Here is a 15105-nt window from a genome sequence, read left to right on the forward strand (position 1 = left end):
GGCATGGGTGACGGGTTTGAGGTGGTTTGTGAGGTGGAGCCGCCGACGCGGCCGGATTTGCGGAAGGTTCGGCATCAGATCGGGGTGATGAGCCCGATCGCGGATGCGTTCTTGATTCCGGACAATCACATCGGGCGGGCGACGGTGTCCAGCGTGGCGGTGGCCAACGAGGTGCAGGCGATGGGTGCGCGCGGTATCGCTTGCTTGAACTCGCGGGACCGGAACCTGCTCGGGTTCCGGCGCGACCTGTTGACGGCGGCGGCGTACGGCGTGGAGCAGTTCCTGTTCGTCCACGGTGACGAGCCGACAGCGGGGGCGCGGACCAGCCAGTTGACCGTCCGGACGATGATCGAGGAGGCCCGAGCCACCTCCTTCCCCGGCATCGCGCCCTTCCAGGTCGGCGCCGCCACCCGCCTCCGCCCGATCCCCGCCTGGAAGGCGGAGGCCGACTTCCTGTACGTCCAGGTCAGCTACTCCCTCGACGACCTCCTGCGCTGGCGTGACACCGTCACCGCCGATATCCCGATCTACGCGGGCGTGATGGTCCTCGCCAGCGCCAAAATGGCCCACAACCTGGCCGCCCTCCCACAGCTCACCATCCCGGACCACCTGATCGCCGCGGTAGAACAAGACCCGGACGCCGGCGTCGAGGCGGCCTGCGACCACATCCTCCAGATCAAGGAATCGGGCGCCTTCGACGGCGTACACCTCGTCCCCGTCAGCCGCTACCGCCAGGTGGCCGCCCGCCTCGAGCGCGAGCTCTGACCGGACCGCCACACCATCAGTGCCGCAGTTCGGCGGCGCCGCCTACGCTCAGGGCGATCCGACTTCCACCCCACTGACGGCCTGTCACGCAGCACTGATGGCCTGGCGGTCCGCACCGTTTGGGCGGAGTACGCGCCTGTTCGTGCTCTCCCGGGGTGGGAGCGACTAGTCTCAGCGTGCAGAACCGACTGACGGAGGAGGAGGCGTGGCCGTACCTGGCAAGGGTCTGATCGATGGCTTGAAGGTCACCGCGAAGACGCTGTCCCGCCGCTCCGTCACCGAGCAGTATCCGGATGTCCAGCCGGAGCTCCCGCCGCGGTCGCGCGGAGTGATCGCGCTGATGGAGGAGAACTGCACCTCCTGCATGCTCTGCGCGCGCGAGTGCCCGAGCTGGTGCATCTACATCGACTCGCACACCGAGACCGCGCCGTCGGTCGGTGAGCAGGCGCGCGAGCGGAGCCGGAACGTGCTGGACCGGTTCGCGATCGACTTCTCGCTCTGCATGTACTGCGGGATCTGCATCGAGGCGTGCCCGTTCGACGCGCTGTTCTGGTCGCCCGAGTTCGAGTACGCCGAGACGGACCTGCGCAACCTCACCCACGAGAAGGATCGCCTCCGCGACTGGATGTGGACCGTCCCGGCACCCCAACCGATCGACCCGGGACCCTCGGTGATCGAGCCCATCGACCCCGGACCGGGCGACGCCGCGCGAGTGGATGAGCCGAGGAGCGACGGGTGACCACTGCGCTCTTCTCCATCGCGGGGGCGGTGGCAGTGGTCGCGGCCGTGGTGGTCGTCACCACGCGCCGGATCGTGCACGCCGCGCTCTGGCTGGTGGTCGCACTGGGCGCGGTAGCGGGCTGCTTCGGCGCCCTGCACGCCGAGTTCGTCGCGCTGGTGCAGATCCTGGTGTACGTCGGCGCGATCGTCGTACTGGTCCTCTTCGCCCTCATGCTGACCAAGGCACCCACCAACCCGCTGCCTGCGTTGACGACCCGCCGCAGCCCCTTCGCCGCCGCCGTCGCCGGCGTACTGTTCCTGCTCCTCGGCACCGGCATAGTGATTGCCTTCGGCAACGAGAAGATCAAGCCCGTGCCCGCCGGCGCCGCGGCGGATGTCGGTACTGCGGTGTTCCGCGTCTGGGTGTTGCCGTTCGAGGTCCTGTCGGTGTTGTTGCTCGCGGCATTGATCGGCGCGATCGTGCTTTCCCAGCGGTCCGGCAAACTGTCGGAGCCTGATGAGACGGTGTCGTCCTCGGGGAAGGGGGACGACTGATGCCGTTGGTCCTGCCGCTGCTGCTGGCGGTGCTGCTGTTCTGCCTGGGCGTGTACGGCGTGCTCGCGCGCCGGAACGCGATCACGATGCTGATGTCGTTCGAGCTGATGCTGAACGCGGTGAACCTGAACCTGGTCGCCTTCGACGCCTGGCGTCTCGACGGCCTGGCGACCGGCCAGACGCTCGCGGTCTTCGTGATCACCTTGGCGGCCGCCGAGATCGGCCTCGGTCTGGCGATCGTGTTGCTGCTGTTCCGTGGTCACGGCCATGTCGACGCCGACCTGGCCCGTGATCTACGCGAGCAGCCCGAGCTCCAGGAGAACGAGCTGTGATCGCGACCGCCTGGCGGGTGATCGGCGTCGGCTTCTCCCTGCTGGTCATCCTGACCGCCGCCCTGCTGTACGGCGTGGATCCTCAGCAGGCCGATCTCGCCGGCAGCTACGCCGGAATCCACACCTACTTCACTTTCGGTGTCCGGACCGACGACCTGACCGTGCTGATGCTCGCCGTGGTCGGCGTCGTCTCGGCCTGCGTGCAGGTCTACTCGATCGGCTACCTGGAGAAACGCGTCGCGTCGTACACGGCGCTCGTCACGCTGTTCACCGCGGCGATGGTGACGGTGGTCGTCTCGGACAGCCTGTTCCTGCTGCTGATCGGGTGGGAGGTGATGGGTGCCTGCTCGTACCTGTTGATCGGCCACTACTGGGAGCGCCAGGACGCGCGCGCGGGCGCGATGAAGGCCTTCCTGATGACCCGGCTCGGCGATGTCGGCTTCCTGTTCGGCATCTTCGTGCTCGGTGTCGCCGGCGATACGTTCAAGATCTCCGACCTGCGCGCCGACGAGATGTCGTCGCCCGCACTGACCGCCGGGACGTTGCTGCTGCTCGTCGGCGTGGTCGGCAAGTCGGCGCAAGTGCCCTTGCAGACCTGGCTTCCGGACGCGATGCCGGGTCCGAGCCCGGTCAGTGCGCTGATCCACGCCGCCACGATGGTTGCCGCCGGCGTCTTCGTGATCGCCCGGCTGTTCGACCTGTTCACCGCCGCCGACGCGACGCTCACGGTGCTTGCGATCGTTGCCTGCGTGACCATGGTCTTCGCCGCACTCTGCGCGATGGCCGCGGTCGAGGTGAAGCGGGTGCTCGCCTGGTCGACCGTGAGCCAGTTGGCGATCATGTTCGCGGGGCTCTCGCTCGGCACCAAGGACGGTCGGCACGCCGCCCTGTTCCACCTGCTCACTCACGCGGCCTTCAAGGGCCTCCTCTTCCTCTGCGCCGGCGTTCTGCTGCACCAGATCGGCAGCGCGGCCTTCGTCGTACTCCGGCGCTACACCCGCCGCGGTGTGCTCAGGAAGGCGATGCCGGTCACCTTCGTCACGATGACGATCGGCCTCGGCGCGCTCGCCGGCGTACCAGGGCTGGCCGGATTCTTCTCCAAGGACTCCGTGGTCGAAGCAGCCTGGGACCACGCCCGGGACGGATCCACCCTCGGCTGGGTCGTCCTGATCTCGGTCTGCCTCACCGCCGCGATGACCGCCTTCTACTGCGTGCGCCTGTGGCTCTGGGTCTTCTTCCGTACTCCGGCGCTCGCGGGCGCGCTGGGAGCGTTCGAGGCCGACGATCCGATGGCGGATCTGGAGGACCCGGACACGTCCAAGCTGCACGACGGTTCCTGGCTGATGCTCGCTCCGCTGATCCTGCTCGCCATCGGTGCCGCTGGGCTCGGTTACGCCGACGGGGTGCACATCGACTGGCCGATCGCTCTGGTGACGACTGTGCTGGCGCTGTTCGGCGCACTCCCGGCGTACTCGTTGTGGCAGCGGGGTGCGGATCCACGGCCGGTGCTGCTGGAACGTGAGTTCGGCGTCGACTCGGCGTACCAGCGGCTGTTCGTCGTACCGGTGCGGTGGTTCGCCAAGCTTGCTGTCGGTGGCGACCGGGATGTGATCGGTGGTTATGTGCGGGCGACCGGCAAGGCCGGAACGCTCGCCTCCGAAGGCTTCCGGCGGCTGCAGACCGGCAATGTGCAGACGTATCTGACCGCGGCCGTGGTCGGTGTGGTCGCGCTCGCGATTCTCGCGGGGGTGATCGGCTCGTGAGTTGGTTGCTGATCGCCCTGCTCGCAGTTCCCGCGTTGACCGCTGCGTTGTTGTGGGCCTTGCCCGCCGGGACCGGCGAGCGGGTCGCCGCCGTCGTCGGGTCGGTGATCTCGGGCCTCGTGCTGATCGGCTCGGGCGTGCTCTGGTGGAAACTGGTCACGCCGGACGGACCGTCTCTGCTGACGGCGGGGCCGCTACCTCGGACGCTGCCCGGCAAGGTCCATGGGTACGCCGAAACCGACGTCTCCTGGATCCCATCGCTCGATGTGCGGTTCCATCTCGGCATCGACACGATCTCGATGCCGTTGATCGCGCTGACCGCCCTGCTGGTCTTCCTCTGCTGTCTGTACTCCCTGCGCATCACGCCGCGCGCGGGCCGGATGCGGTCGCTGATCGCACTGCTACTGGTGATCGAGACCGGCGTGATCGGCACGTTCTCGGCGCTCGACCTGGTGTTGTTCTTCCTGTTCTTCGAGGTCGTGCTGATCCCGATGTGGCTGGTGATCGACATCTGGGGCGACGACCACGACCCGGCCGGGCGGCGGCGCGCGGCGACCACCTTCGTGCTGATGACGGTGCTCGGGTCGGCGCTGATGCTGCTCGGTTTCCTGCTGGTGCATCGGCTGACCGGGTCGTTCGACATCGAGTACCTGAGCAGCCATCCGTGGCGGAGCAGCGGCGGCACCGGTCTCAAGGCCGCGCTGCTGATCGCGGTCGGCCTGGCGGTGAAGATGCCGCTCTGGCCGCTGCACATCTGGTTGCCCGATGCGCACGCCAAGGCTCCCACGGTCGGCTCGGTGCTGCTGGCGGGCGTCCTGCTGAAGCTCGGCAGTTACGGGATGATCCGGATCCTGCTGCCGGTGCTGCCCGGCGACTCGGCCACCATCGCGCCGTACCTCGGCGGTCTCTCCACCGTGGCGATCATCGCCGGGTCGCTGGCGTGCTTGGCCCAGACCGATGTGAAGCGGCTGATCGCCTACTCCAGCGTCGGTCACATGGGCTTCATCGGGCTCGGCATCGCGACCATGTCGCCAGAAGGGCTGACCGGCGCGCTGTTCGCCAACATCGCGCACGGCATCATCACCGGCCTGCTGTTCTTCCTGGCCGGCGCGATCAAGGACCGGCACGACACCAGCGACCTGCGCGCGATCGGCCGCGCGCTGTACGCGCGACTGCCGCGCATCGGTGGGCTGCTCACGTTCGCCTGCCTCGCCTCGCTCGGCCTGCCCGGGCTGGCCGGGTTCTGGGGCGAGATGCTGGTCCTCCTCGGCGCCTACCATCCCGGTGATCTGTTGCCTCGGACAACGTTCCTGGTGTTCATGGTGATCGCCGGAATCGGTACGGTGCTCACCGCGGCGTACTTCCTCCGCCTGGTCCGCAACCTCTGCCAGGGTGACCCGGCCGAGCATCCGGCCGCCGCCTTCGCGGTGGACCTGAGCCGGATCGAACTGATCGCCTGGGCGCCGCTGATCCTGCTCACCGTCTTCCTCGGCCTCTGGCCCTGGTTCCTGCTGCAGTACTGGACGTTCCTATGACGATGACCTGGACCGACTGGCAGGCGATCGCCGTACCGCTGGTGCTCGCCCTCGGCGCCGTCACCGTGCTGCTGGCCGACGCCTTGTGGCGGACCGGCAGCAAGCAGGTCAGGCATACGGTGATCACGCTGATCACCGGAGCCGCGATCCTGTTCGGGCTCGCGTTCATCGCGGTGCAGCGCAACAGCCTCAAGCCCGCGTTCTGTCGGCCGGCGGTCGAAGGGCCGGCGCAGTGCAGCCTGGTCTTCGAGCCACTCACGGTCGGCTTGTGGGCGGTGCTGCTGTTTGGCGGGCTCGGAGTCGTCGGCCTGTCGGCGTACCGGTTGCTCGACGTCGACATCCCGGTGGGGGAGTACCACTTCCTCCTGCTCAGCGCGTTGACCGGGGCAACCGTTCTGGCCGGTGCGCGGGATCTCGCGACCGTCGTGATCGCGCTCGAGGTGGTCTCGCTGCCGAGCTTCGCGATGGTTGCCCTACGGCGCGACCGGCGAGGCTCCGAAGGTGCGTTGAAGGCGTTCCTGGTCTCGGTGCTGTCGACGGCCGTGATGCTGTTCGGGATCTCCTACCTGTACGGCGTGACGGGGTCGCTCTATCTCCAGACGATCGTCACCCGGCTGCCCGCGATCGATCCGGACCTGCGCCGGGTGGCGTTCGCGGCCGGGTTGTTCGTGATCGTCGGGTTCGGGTTCAAGATCGCCGCGGTGCCCTTCCACGGCTGGCTGCCCGACACGTACGCCGGTGCGCCGGTCGAGGTCGCCGCCTTCCTCGCGGTCGTGTCGAAGTCGGCCGGCGTCGCCGGACTCCTGGTCCTCGTCACTTTCGGCGTGGCGCCGAGCGGGTCGTCGTTGCGGACAGTGGTCTGCATCCTCGCGGCGGTCACGATGACGGTGGGCAATTTGGCCGCGCTACGCCAGGTCGAGGCCGTCCGGCTGCTCGCCTGGTCGTCGATCGGTCAGGTCGGCTTCCTGCTCGCCCCACTCGCGGTCGGCGACGCGCAAGCGGTCGTCGGCTACCTCGCGGCGTACGTCGTGGTCACGCTCGGCGCCTTCGGTGCAGTGGCAGTCGTCCAGCGGCATCGCCCGGCCGGTCTGCTCACCGACTACCGCGGCATGGTTCGCTCCGAGCCGGGCCTCGGTGTCGCGCTCGTCTTCTTCCTCGTCGTCCTGGCAGGTCTTCCACCAGGCCTGGCGGGTCTCTTCACCAAGTTCGCCGCGTTCCAGGCAGTCCTCGACGCCCACATCGGCTGGCTGGCCGCGGTGATGGCCGTCAACGTGATGATCGGCCTGGCCGTCTACCTCCGCTGGATCGCAGAACTCTTCCGCCTCCCCGCCGACGACCCGTTCTCCGTCGACATCGAAAACCCCGCGGTCGCCGTCATCAGCACCTGCGCCGGCGCCGCTGTAGTCCTCTCCGTCCTCCCCAGCACCCTCTTCGCCCTGGTCACGTAGGCACGGAAGTGATCCGGAAGACCGGGAACTGCCCGGCGATCCGTTCGAACTCCGTCAACGGCGCGTGCCGGTCGACCGGCAGATGAGCCCGAGCTCCCGGAGCGCACTCCAGGTAGCGGCGAAGAATGGGTGGTCGAGCGCCGACCTCGACCTCCTCCAGTTGGACAGTCTCGCGGCGGCCGTGGCGCAGGAGCACGCGCCCGTTGGCCGCCTGGACGTTGCGTACCCAGTTCGTGTTCTCTCCGAGCATCGAAACCAGATAGCGCTCGCCCTGGTAGTCCGCGACGACAAGCGGGAAGGAGACGACGCGGCCCGTACGCCGTCCGGGCACCTCCAGGGTGACCCAGCTGCTCGGCGCGAGGCCACTCGCGAAGTGGACGGCCGAGATGCGGTTCATCGTTCGCGCCAGGCGATTCGGCCGCCCGCCGCGGTACAGCCAACGGTCGAACCGGTGCAGGCCCTTCGCCTCACCGGCATTCTTCTGAGTGCTCACGAACTCACGCTGACACCGACCCTGCCGCCCAACCAGGGCCGAAGGTCACCTCCACCGTGGACCGGCGGACGAGGCGAGTCGTTGAGGAAGCGTGTCCGCAGTATCAGCTGAGGCGTGGCGCATCCGGATGATAGGCGCGTTGACGCTCGAGCGAGGCGTCGGCGAAGTCGCCGGAACCGTTCACGACCTCGCCCACTCCGACGCTCAGCCCTCGTGCCTTGCCGAAACCTTTGAGAACTGCGCCGCGATGGTCAGGGTCCGGATGAGACCAGTCGGCACCGCCGGACAGTTGTACCTGCTGCGCGGTGATCTGACCGAGTACCTGGCATCCGTCACCGAGGTCGGCAGGCGCGACGATCACGGGTGAACTGCTGATGCGGGTGCGGTCGCCGACGGTCAATCGCGAACCGGGTTGCCCGGCGACGAGGCGAGCGCCGCCTTCGCCGATGCGGTTGTGGTCGCCGATGACGATCGAGCCGCCGCCAGATGCGGCGATGAAGGTGCCCGGGAGCAGCGTGTTTCCCGAACCGAGCTCGCAGGAACTCTCTGGATCACACTCGATCACGACCCCCGGGTAAAGGACATTTCCGTCACCCAGACGCACGCGGGTGCCCACCAGGACGGAGTACGGGTCGAGGATGATCGTGCCCGCCTCGGCCAGTTCCAGTAGCTCAGCAACGGTCCGGAGGCCGCGGGCGGTGCGCTGGTCGTCGATGATCACCCGCCGACATTACCTATCCGCAAGACCCGAGCACTCGCCTGAATGGTGGATTGGTGGGTGCTGGGGGTGCGGGGACCTGGCAGGGTAGGGGGTATGACTTCGGAGCGGATCTATGTCGGTGGGTACACCAGTCAGGCGGGCGGCGGGGAAGGGATCGGGTTCGGTCCGCTCGACGCGATGGGGGTTGCCGCGGTGACCGAGGATCCGTCGTTCCTGACTCGGTCGGCCGACGGCAGGTTCCTGTACGCGGCGAACGAGCTCGACGCCGGTCGGGTCAGTGCGTTCCGGATTCAGGACGACGGCTCGCTGGAGTTCCTCAACGACCAGCCGACCGGTGGTGCGCATCCCTGCCATGTCGAGCTCGACCCGACCGGCGCGTTCCTGTTGTCGGCGAACTACAGCTCGGGGTCGGTCGCGATCCACCCGATCTCGGCCGACGGTTCGCTCGGCGAGGCGACCCAGTTCCTGCAGCGCGAGGGCACCGGGCCGAACCAGGAGCGCCAGGAAGGTCCGCATGCTCACCAAGTGACGTTCGACCCGGCCGGCCAGTACGCGTTCGACGTCGACCTCGGCTCGGACTCGGTACACGTGTCGACGCTGACCCCCAAAGGCCAACTGGAGGCAGTGGACCGTCTGGCGGTCCACCCCGGCGCCGGCCCGCGGCACATCGCGTTCCACCCGGGCGGCGGCGCGGCGTACGTGATCAACGAGCTGGACTCCACGCTGTCGGTCTGCAGCTACGCCGACGGCGGGCTGACCGTAGTACAGACGGTGTCGACCCGGCCTGAGGGTGCTGAGGGGGAGAACGCACCGGCCGAGGTGCTGGTGTCGGCCGACGGGCGGTTCGTGTACGGGTCGAACCGCGGCGACGACACCATCGCGGTGTTCGAGACCGGTGCCGACGGGATCGACGTGGAACTGATCCAGACGATCCCCTCCGGTGGTTCCGGGCCGCGGCACCTTGCCTTCAGCAAGAATGGGACCGAGCTGTATGCGGCGAACGAGAAGTCGGACACCATTGCCGTCTTCGCCGTCGACCAGAGCAGCGGCGCCCTCACCGCAACGGGGACGCCGCTGAGCTGGCCCAAGCCGGTCTGCGTGCTGCCTGCCTGACCGAGGTCTCAGACGAGCTTCTCGAAGAAGAACTCGTGCTTGAGGAACGACACGTCGTACTCGTGACCCGGCTGCGGCGGCAGCAGCTGCGCGGCCTGGAACAGCCGCCAGCCGTCCTTCAAGGCGTCCAGCCCGGTCCCGTACGGCGGTTCGTCGCTGTCACCCGTCGTCGGCGTGGTCGCCCCGGTGCCGTCGTACGTCGACCAGCCGACCACGCGCGAGTCCAGCGCGGACGAGGCCAGGTACAGCACGAGCACCTGCTGGCGAACGGTTTGCTGGGCAGTTGTCGTGGTCATGCCATCTCCTTCTTCGCGGCGTGCGGGTTGACGCTGCGCTGCGCGACCACCCGCTGCGGGCGGTTCGACACCCGGGTGACCCAGTAGTCCGGGTCGAACGTGTCGTCACCGGTCAGTGCCTGCCACAGCTTGACCCGGTTGTAGATCTCGAGCCGGGCGGTGGCGTTCTCGTACCAGGGGAAGTACTGACCGAGCTCGGCCGCCACCTGCTCGTCGTACAGGTCGTCGGTGTTCCACAGCTGGACCTGGCGGACGGTCGGGTTGAAGCGGATCTTGAACATGTAGCGGTCGATGTCGCTGTCGTTCCTGCGGCCGCCGTGCCAGATGCCGTGGTGCAGGAACACCACGGTGCCGGGCGGGCAGGTGAGCCGCGTCTGGCCGAGCAGGTTCTGGTACCGGCCGGTGTCGGACTCGTTGGTCTTGCGCAGATGGCTGCCGGGCACGCTGAGGGTGCCGCCCATCTCGAGCGTCACCTCCTGCGGGTAGTACATGAGCTGTACGTCGAACGCGTCCGGGCGGACGTCGATGATCGCGTCGCCGTGCAGGTCCTGCGCCTCGCCCTCGTTGGCCTTGCGGATGTGGACGGCGTGGTGGTCGACCGTGGGCTCGGGGCCGACCAGGCTGTGGATGGCGCCGGCGATCTCCGGCAGCTGCACCAGCTTCTGGACGAACTCGCTGCCCTCGAACGCCTCCGACAGCGGGGTGCCGTACGGGACGCCCGGGATGCCGGCCTTCAGTACGTCGATCGCTTCGCGGTTCATCTCGTCGGGTACGACGGCGTCCATCCGGAACGCTCCGGTGGCGACGAAATGCGCCATCTGGACCGAGGTGAGCAGGTTCTTGCGATGTGGATGGGGCATGTCTCTCCCTCTCGGGGCGACTGGTCCGTGGTGGTTGGTACTCGTCCAGGCTAGGTATGGCGAGACTTGTTTCGCGTGGGTTGAGATCACCACTGGTGGTAATTTCTCACCATGGTCTTGTTGCACCTGGCCGAGCCGCCCGAGCGGGTGCACGCCGGCGTCGGGGTTCACGGCGTGCGCGGCCGGCGAGACACCTACTTGCTGCCCGACCTGTGGCAGTTCCACCTCTACGGGTACTCGGCGGATCTGACGGTCGACGGCACGGCGTACGAGGTCTCGCCCGGCTCGGTCAGTCTGGTGCCGGCCGGAGTGCAGGTGGAGTTCGCATACCGCGGTCGCTCGGAGCACCTCTACGCGCACTTCCGCCCGCGCCTCGTCGGCGAGCCGTCGTACGTTCCGGTGGTGCAGGACTCCGGTACTGCGGCGCCCGTACTGTCCGATCTGCTCCGCCAGGCGATCGAGGCGACCCCGTCCGGCACGGCCCGAGTCGCCGCCGAGGTGTGGACCGCGCTCTGGCGAGTCGCCCAGCTCAGCGCAGCACTCGGCGAAGGCGGCGGTACTGCGGGCCACCCGGCCGTCGCCGCAGCCATCGCCTACATCGAAGCAAACCTGGCGCGGCCACTAACGGTCCCCGCGCTGGCCCGAGCCGCCGGTGTCTCGCACAACCACCTGACCCGCCTCTTCCGGTCGGAGACCGGAACGACGGTCGTCGCCTACATCCGCCAACGCCGGATGGCTCGCGCTCGCCACCTGCTGGTCTCCTCGACTCTGTCCATCCCAGCCGTCGCTGCCTCGGTCGGCATTCCCGACCTGCACGCCTTCAACAAGTCCTGCCACCGAGAACTGGGCGGCTCCCCACGCTCGGTCCGCGCCGGGTAAGTGGGCTGCGGCCGACGAGTGTGCAGGGCATCGTTGGATCCGTGACAGACAAGCTGCGGCGCTGGCTGGCCGAGGACTTCGGGCTCGACGTACTGGACCTGGTGCAGGTGCACGAGGGTGCTGACGTCGCCGCTGAGGTGTGGCGAGCTGTCGGCGACGCGTCGTACGCGGTGAAGTGGTCCGGTGGCGGCACGGACGCCGGACCCCGCGCAACGGCGTACCTGGCAAGCAGGGGCGTCCAGGAAGTGCCTGGGCCGGTCCGGACTCTCACTGGTGGCTTGTGGAGTGAGCGCGAGGGCCGGCGGCTCTCGGTGATGCCATGGATCGCAGGAGAGCGCGCCTCCGAGACAGGGCTCACTCTTGAGCAGTGGACGTCGTACGGCGGTCTGTTGGCGGACGTACATCGCGCAGAGCCGCCCGCTGAGCTACGAGCCGTGCTGCCGCGGATCAACCCCATCAACGCTCGCATGCCCGCCCTGGCCCGCTCTGTCCGAGCCAGGCTCGCTACACCGGCCGACACTGTCGAGGAGGAGCTAGCGGCTGTCTGGGAAGCTCACGACGACCTCATCACCGCAGTGTTCGATCAGTGCGCGGACCTTGCTGCCCGCGACCTCGGCGGCACTGCTGTGCTCTGCCACGCCGACCCCCATCTCGCCAACGTGCTGGTCACTGCCGAGCAGCTGTACCTCATCGACTGGGACGACGTAGTACTGGCGCCGCCCGAGCAAGACCTCCTGTTCTTCCTGGGCGGCATGGGCTCGATCGGCCCGACCAGCCCCGCCGAACAGGACGCCTTCTTCACCGGCTACGGCAGCGTCGAGCTGGACCCGACCCGCCTCGCCTACTACCGCTCAGCCCGAGCCATCGAAGACTTCACGGGCTGGTCCGACTACGTCCTCAGTGGAGCCCTCGACCGCACACAACGCCTCGAGGTCGTCCGCTTCATCCTCAGCCCCGAAGGCCTCGCAGTACGTGCTCTCGCCTGACGGTCAGGCGTGGCGGAGCCAGATGTTGGGTTCTTGGTAGTGGCCGGTGTCCGCGTCGCGGTCGATGGTGAGGGTCGTCAGGCCGTCGGGGATGACGTAGGTGCCGGTGGCTGGGAGCGCCATGCCGGTCCACTTCTCCCAGTCAGCGACTGAGCCGGTCATCGTCTGGCTCGCCGGAGCCGGGGCGAGCAGGGTGGCGCCGAGCCGGACGTGAGTGCGCAGCCAGGGGTCGAGCGGGAGCCCGTCGTCGCGGGTCCAGGTCATGAACTCGGCGATGTCGATCAGCGGGTACTGCGACTTCAAGGTCGGCCGGACCGGCGCGATCATCTTGGTGAGACCGCGCGCGAGCGCCTGCTCCTTCACTGCGGTGATCACCCGGCCGGCGTGTCCCTTGCCCTGCTCGTCGTTCCGCACGGCCGCCGCCATCAGCACGAACGTGTCCGGGACCACCCCGGCCTCGTACGACTCGACCGAGCGGGCCAGCGAGTCCGTGAAGCCACCCGGAAGATCCGCGACCGTGCCGTCCCAGGCGATCGGCACCCCCCAGCAGCCCGCGATCAACCGCCGGTCATCGGCGTCGACGAGGTAGAACTCCCAGTCGCGGAAGTATTCGATCCGGCGCTCGCGGTACGGCGTCACGCCCTCGTCGTGAAAGATGAACTCCGGCCAGTCCTCTACGAACCGCCGCTCGGCTTCCTCGTCCAGCTCAGGTGCGGTGGCGACCGGGATCAGCTCGTACATGCCGCGAACGCTAGTCGCGACCGCCGCCTCCCGCCACGGAGTTTCGCGGTATGACAGCGGTATAGGCCGGAGCGCGAATCTCGGAAGCATGAGCTCCCCGGCGAACACCTTCGAGGCGACCGCCTTCGGCAAGAAGGAGGCGACCGGACCCGACAAGGTCCCCGCGCCGGTGCGCCGCGAGCCCAGCCGCAATCGCCCCTTGCTGGCCCTGCTCGGCTCACTGGCGACCGTACTGACCCTGGTCAGCAACCGCTACGGCTACTACCACGACGAGCTGTACTTCCTGGTCTCGGGCAAGCACCCGGCCTGGGGGTACCCCGACCAACCGCCCCTGACGCCACTGCTGGCCCGCCTCGGCGACGCGCTGGCACCTGGCGAGGTCTGGGCGCTGCGGGTTCCTGCGACGATCTGCACGGTACTGACGGTGCTCTTCGTCGCACTGCTCGTCCGTGAGCTGGGTGGCTCGCTGCGAGCCGAGTTGATCGCTGCGGGCGCGTTCTCTTGCTCGACGATGGTGCTGATCACTGGGCACGTGCTGGGAACCAGTACGACTGATCTCACATTCGTAGCGGCTCTGAGCTGGCTGCTGTGCCGACTGATCCGCACTGGCAACGACCGGCTCTGGCTGATCATCGGACTGGTGCTGGGCGTCGGCCTGCTCAACAAGATGACGCTGGCTCTGTGGGTGTTCGCAGTACTGGTGGCTCTGGTACTGGTCGGCCCTCGGCGGATCATGTACAGCCGGTGGTTCGTCGTCGCCGCTCTGGTGTCGCTGGCGCTGTGGACGCCGTACCTGCTGTGGCAGGCTCGACATGACTGGCCTCAGCTGACCATGGCCTCGGTACTGCGAGAGCAGGCGGCGCAGGGCGGCTCGCTGGGCCTCCTGCCGTACCAGGTCGTCGTCGGCCCACTACTGCTACCGCTGTGCGTCGCCGGCGGCGTCTGGCTGTGGCGTAGCTTTCGTGTCTTCGCAGTGACCTTCATAGTGTTCGCTGCGTTGCTGATGATCACCGGCGGCAAAGCGACCTACCTCGCCAGCGCCTACCCAGCCGTCTTCGCCGGAGCCGGCATCGCCGCCGACCGCTGGCTCCACTCTCGCCAGCGAGCGATCACCCTGTACGGCGTACTCGCTCTGTCCCTCCTCATCGCAGCGCCGCTCGGCCTGCCCCTGCTGCCGGAGCGGACGGCGGTCGCATACGGCAAGGCTCTGACCGTCGACCAGGCCCGCAGCCAGATCGGCTGGCCAGAGCTCGCCGACTCGGTCGCTCGCGCTATGAACCAACTATCCCCGGCAGAGCGTTCCCGTGCGGTCGTCTACACCTACAGCTACGGCCAGGCCGCGGCCCTCGAGCGCTTCGGGCCGGCTCGCGGACTGCCTCGGGCGTACAGCGGCCACAACGGCTTCGCCAACTGGGGCCCGCCCCCGGACTCGGCCGACATCGCCGTCGTGGTGGACGGCTTCCGGCGTACCGGACCTTCAGACATCCCGGAATGGACCTGGCAGGCCTGCCAGACCCTCACCCAGGCCGGCGTGGTCGAGGCACCGGCCGCCACACGCGAGCGCGGCAAACCAATCTGGATCTGCCAACTCCGCGACCCTTGGTCAACCGTCTGGCCCCACCTAACCCGCCTCGGCTGACCCCGTACTGCGGGAGCCCTCACGGTGTCGAGGCTGGTGAGACGGACCCCTCACGGTGTCGGGGCTAGTGAGACGGACCCCTCACGGTGTCGGGGCTAGTGAGACGGACCCCTCACGGTGTCGGGGCTGGTGAGATCAGTCACCCCGCGCGCCAGAAGGCTGGCCGGCAGGAAGGTCGGAGTCGGAGACAGGGGTCGCGGCGACCAGCCGGGGTACGGCCGATGCGCCGAGGCGGCGCTGCACCGGCGCGGTGCGCCGG

At 68.3% G+C, this 15105-nt stretch carries 15 protein-coding genes and 1 pseudogene; 11 read left to right on the plus strand and 5 right to left on the minus strand.

What is annotated here, in order from left to right; genetic code table 11:
* Positions 1 to 3: 3 nt before the first annotated feature.
* The 7 genes and pseudogenes from EV138_RS21505 (at position 4) to EV138_RS21535 (ending at position 7118) form a co-directional block, all read left to right on the plus strand.
* The gene (locus EV138_RS21505; protein WP_133980636.1) at positions 4 to 765 is read left to right on the plus strand and encodes a methylenetetrahydrofolate reductase; all 762 of its coding nucleotides are present in this window, start codon (positions 4 to 6) and stop codon (positions 763 to 765) included.
* Positions 766 to 1105: 340 nt separating this feature from the next.
* Positions 1106 to 1321: pseudogene (locus EV138_RS38150) on the plus strand (4Fe-4S binding protein); the annotation flags it as partial.
* Positions 1322 to 1500: 179 nt separating this feature from the next.
* On the plus strand, positions 1501 to 2040 hold the full coding sequence (locus EV138_RS21515; RefSeq protein ID WP_133980638.1) for an NADH-quinone oxidoreductase subunit J family protein: 540 nt from the start codon (positions 1501 to 1503) through the stop codon (positions 2038 to 2040).
* Positions 2040 to 2372 (plus strand): NADH-quinone oxidoreductase subunit NuoK, encoded by a 333-nt coding sequence (nuoK, locus tag EV138_RS21520; protein ID WP_133980639.1) that lies wholly within the window; start codon positions 2040 to 2042, stop codon positions 2370 to 2372. Before EV138_RS21515 ends, nuoK begins: the two co-directional genes overlap by 1 nt.
* Positions 2369 to 4135 carry an NADH-quinone oxidoreductase subunit 5 family protein gene (locus EV138_RS21525; protein WP_133980640.1) on the plus strand — a complete coding sequence of 589 codons (1767 nt, stop codon included), beginning with the start codon at positions 2369 to 2371 and terminating at the stop codon, positions 4133 to 4135. Before nuoK ends, EV138_RS21525 begins: the two co-directional genes overlap by 4 nt.
* Positions 4132 to 5670 (plus strand): complex I subunit 4 family protein, encoded by a 1539-nt coding sequence (locus tag EV138_RS21530; protein WP_133980641.1) that lies wholly within the window; start codon positions 4132 to 4134, stop codon positions 5668 to 5670. Before EV138_RS21525 ends, EV138_RS21530 begins: the two co-directional genes overlap by 4 nt.
* Positions 5667 to 7118, plus strand: coding sequence for an NADH-quinone oxidoreductase subunit N (locus EV138_RS21535; protein WP_133980642.1), 1452 nt, complete (start codon positions 5667 to 5669; stop codon positions 7116 to 7118). The genes EV138_RS21530 and EV138_RS21535 overlap by 4 nt, the downstream gene beginning before the upstream one ends.
* Here EV138_RS21535 and EV138_RS21540 read toward each other — a convergent pair.
* Together EV138_RS21540 and EV138_RS21545 are read right to left on the minus strand one after the other, a co-directional pair.
* Positions 7111 to 7611: a nitroreductase/quinone reductase family protein gene (locus tag EV138_RS21540; RefSeq protein ID WP_202866785.1), complete on the minus strand. Its 501-nt coding sequence runs from the start codon at positions 7609 to 7611 to the stop codon at positions 7111 to 7113. The two genes, EV138_RS21535 and EV138_RS21540, sit on opposite strands and share 8 nt — an antisense overlap.
* Positions 7612 to 7714: 103 nt before the next feature.
* The gene (locus EV138_RS21545) at positions 7715 to 8332 is read right to left on the minus strand and encodes a hypothetical protein (RefSeq protein ID WP_133980643.1); all 618 of its coding nucleotides are present in this window, start codon (positions 8330 to 8332) and stop codon (positions 7715 to 7717) included.
* Positions 8333 to 8425: 93 nt separating this feature from the next.
* Between EV138_RS21545 and EV138_RS21550 the strand changes: the two genes are divergently transcribed.
* Positions 8426 to 9445: a lactonase family protein gene (locus EV138_RS21550; protein ID WP_133980644.1), complete on the plus strand. Its 1020-nt coding sequence runs from the start codon at positions 8426 to 8428 to the stop codon at positions 9443 to 9445.
* Between the two features lie 8 nt (positions 9446 to 9453).
* Here the strand turns inward: EV138_RS21550 and EV138_RS21555 are convergent, their stop codons facing one another.
* Together EV138_RS21555 and EV138_RS21560 are read right to left on the minus strand one after the other, a co-directional pair.
* On the minus strand, positions 9454 to 9741 hold the full coding sequence (locus EV138_RS21555) for a hypothetical protein (RefSeq protein ID WP_133980645.1): 288 nt from the start codon (positions 9739 to 9741) through the stop codon (positions 9454 to 9456).
* The gene (locus tag EV138_RS21560) at positions 9738 to 10601 is read right to left on the minus strand and encodes a phytanoyl-CoA dioxygenase family protein (protein ID WP_202866786.1); all 864 of its coding nucleotides are present in this window, start codon (positions 10599 to 10601) and stop codon (positions 9738 to 9740) included. The genes EV138_RS21555 and EV138_RS21560 overlap by 4 nt, the downstream gene beginning before the upstream one ends.
* Before the next feature lie 111 nt (positions 10602 to 10712).
* Here EV138_RS21560 and EV138_RS21565 point away from each other — a divergent pair, with 111 nt between their 5' ends.
* Together EV138_RS21565 and EV138_RS21570 are read left to right on the plus strand one after the other, a co-directional pair.
* Positions 10713 to 11480 carry an AraC family transcriptional regulator gene (locus EV138_RS21565; protein WP_112249052.1) on the plus strand — a complete coding sequence of 256 codons (768 nt, stop codon included), beginning with the start codon at positions 10713 to 10715 and terminating at the stop codon, positions 11478 to 11480.
* A gap of 41 nt (positions 11481 to 11521) precedes the next feature.
* Positions 11522 to 12466 carry a phosphotransferase enzyme family protein gene (locus EV138_RS21570; protein WP_166678652.1) on the plus strand — a complete coding sequence of 315 codons (945 nt, stop codon included), beginning with the start codon at positions 11522 to 11524 and terminating at the stop codon, positions 12464 to 12466.
* A 3-nt stretch (positions 12467 to 12469) separates the two neighbouring features.
* Here the strand turns inward: EV138_RS21570 and EV138_RS21575 are convergent, their stop codons facing one another.
* Positions 12470 to 13207: a hypothetical protein gene (locus EV138_RS21575; RefSeq protein WP_133980647.1), complete on the minus strand. Its 738-nt coding sequence runs from the start codon at positions 13205 to 13207 to the stop codon at positions 12470 to 12472.
* Between the two features lie 88 nt (positions 13208 to 13295).
* Here EV138_RS21575 and EV138_RS21580 point away from each other — a divergent pair, with 88 nt between their 5' ends.
* A complete protein-coding gene (locus EV138_RS21580) occupies positions 13296 to 14846 on the plus strand; it encodes an ArnT family glycosyltransferase (protein ID WP_166678653.1) in 1551 nt (516 codons plus the stop codon).
* Positions 14847 to 15105 lie beyond the last annotated feature (259 nt).

It is taken from the genome of Kribbella voronezhensis (assembly GCF_004365175.1).
Lineage (GTDB): Bacteria > Actinomycetota > Actinomycetes > Propionibacteriales > Kribbellaceae > Kribbella > Kribbella voronezhensis.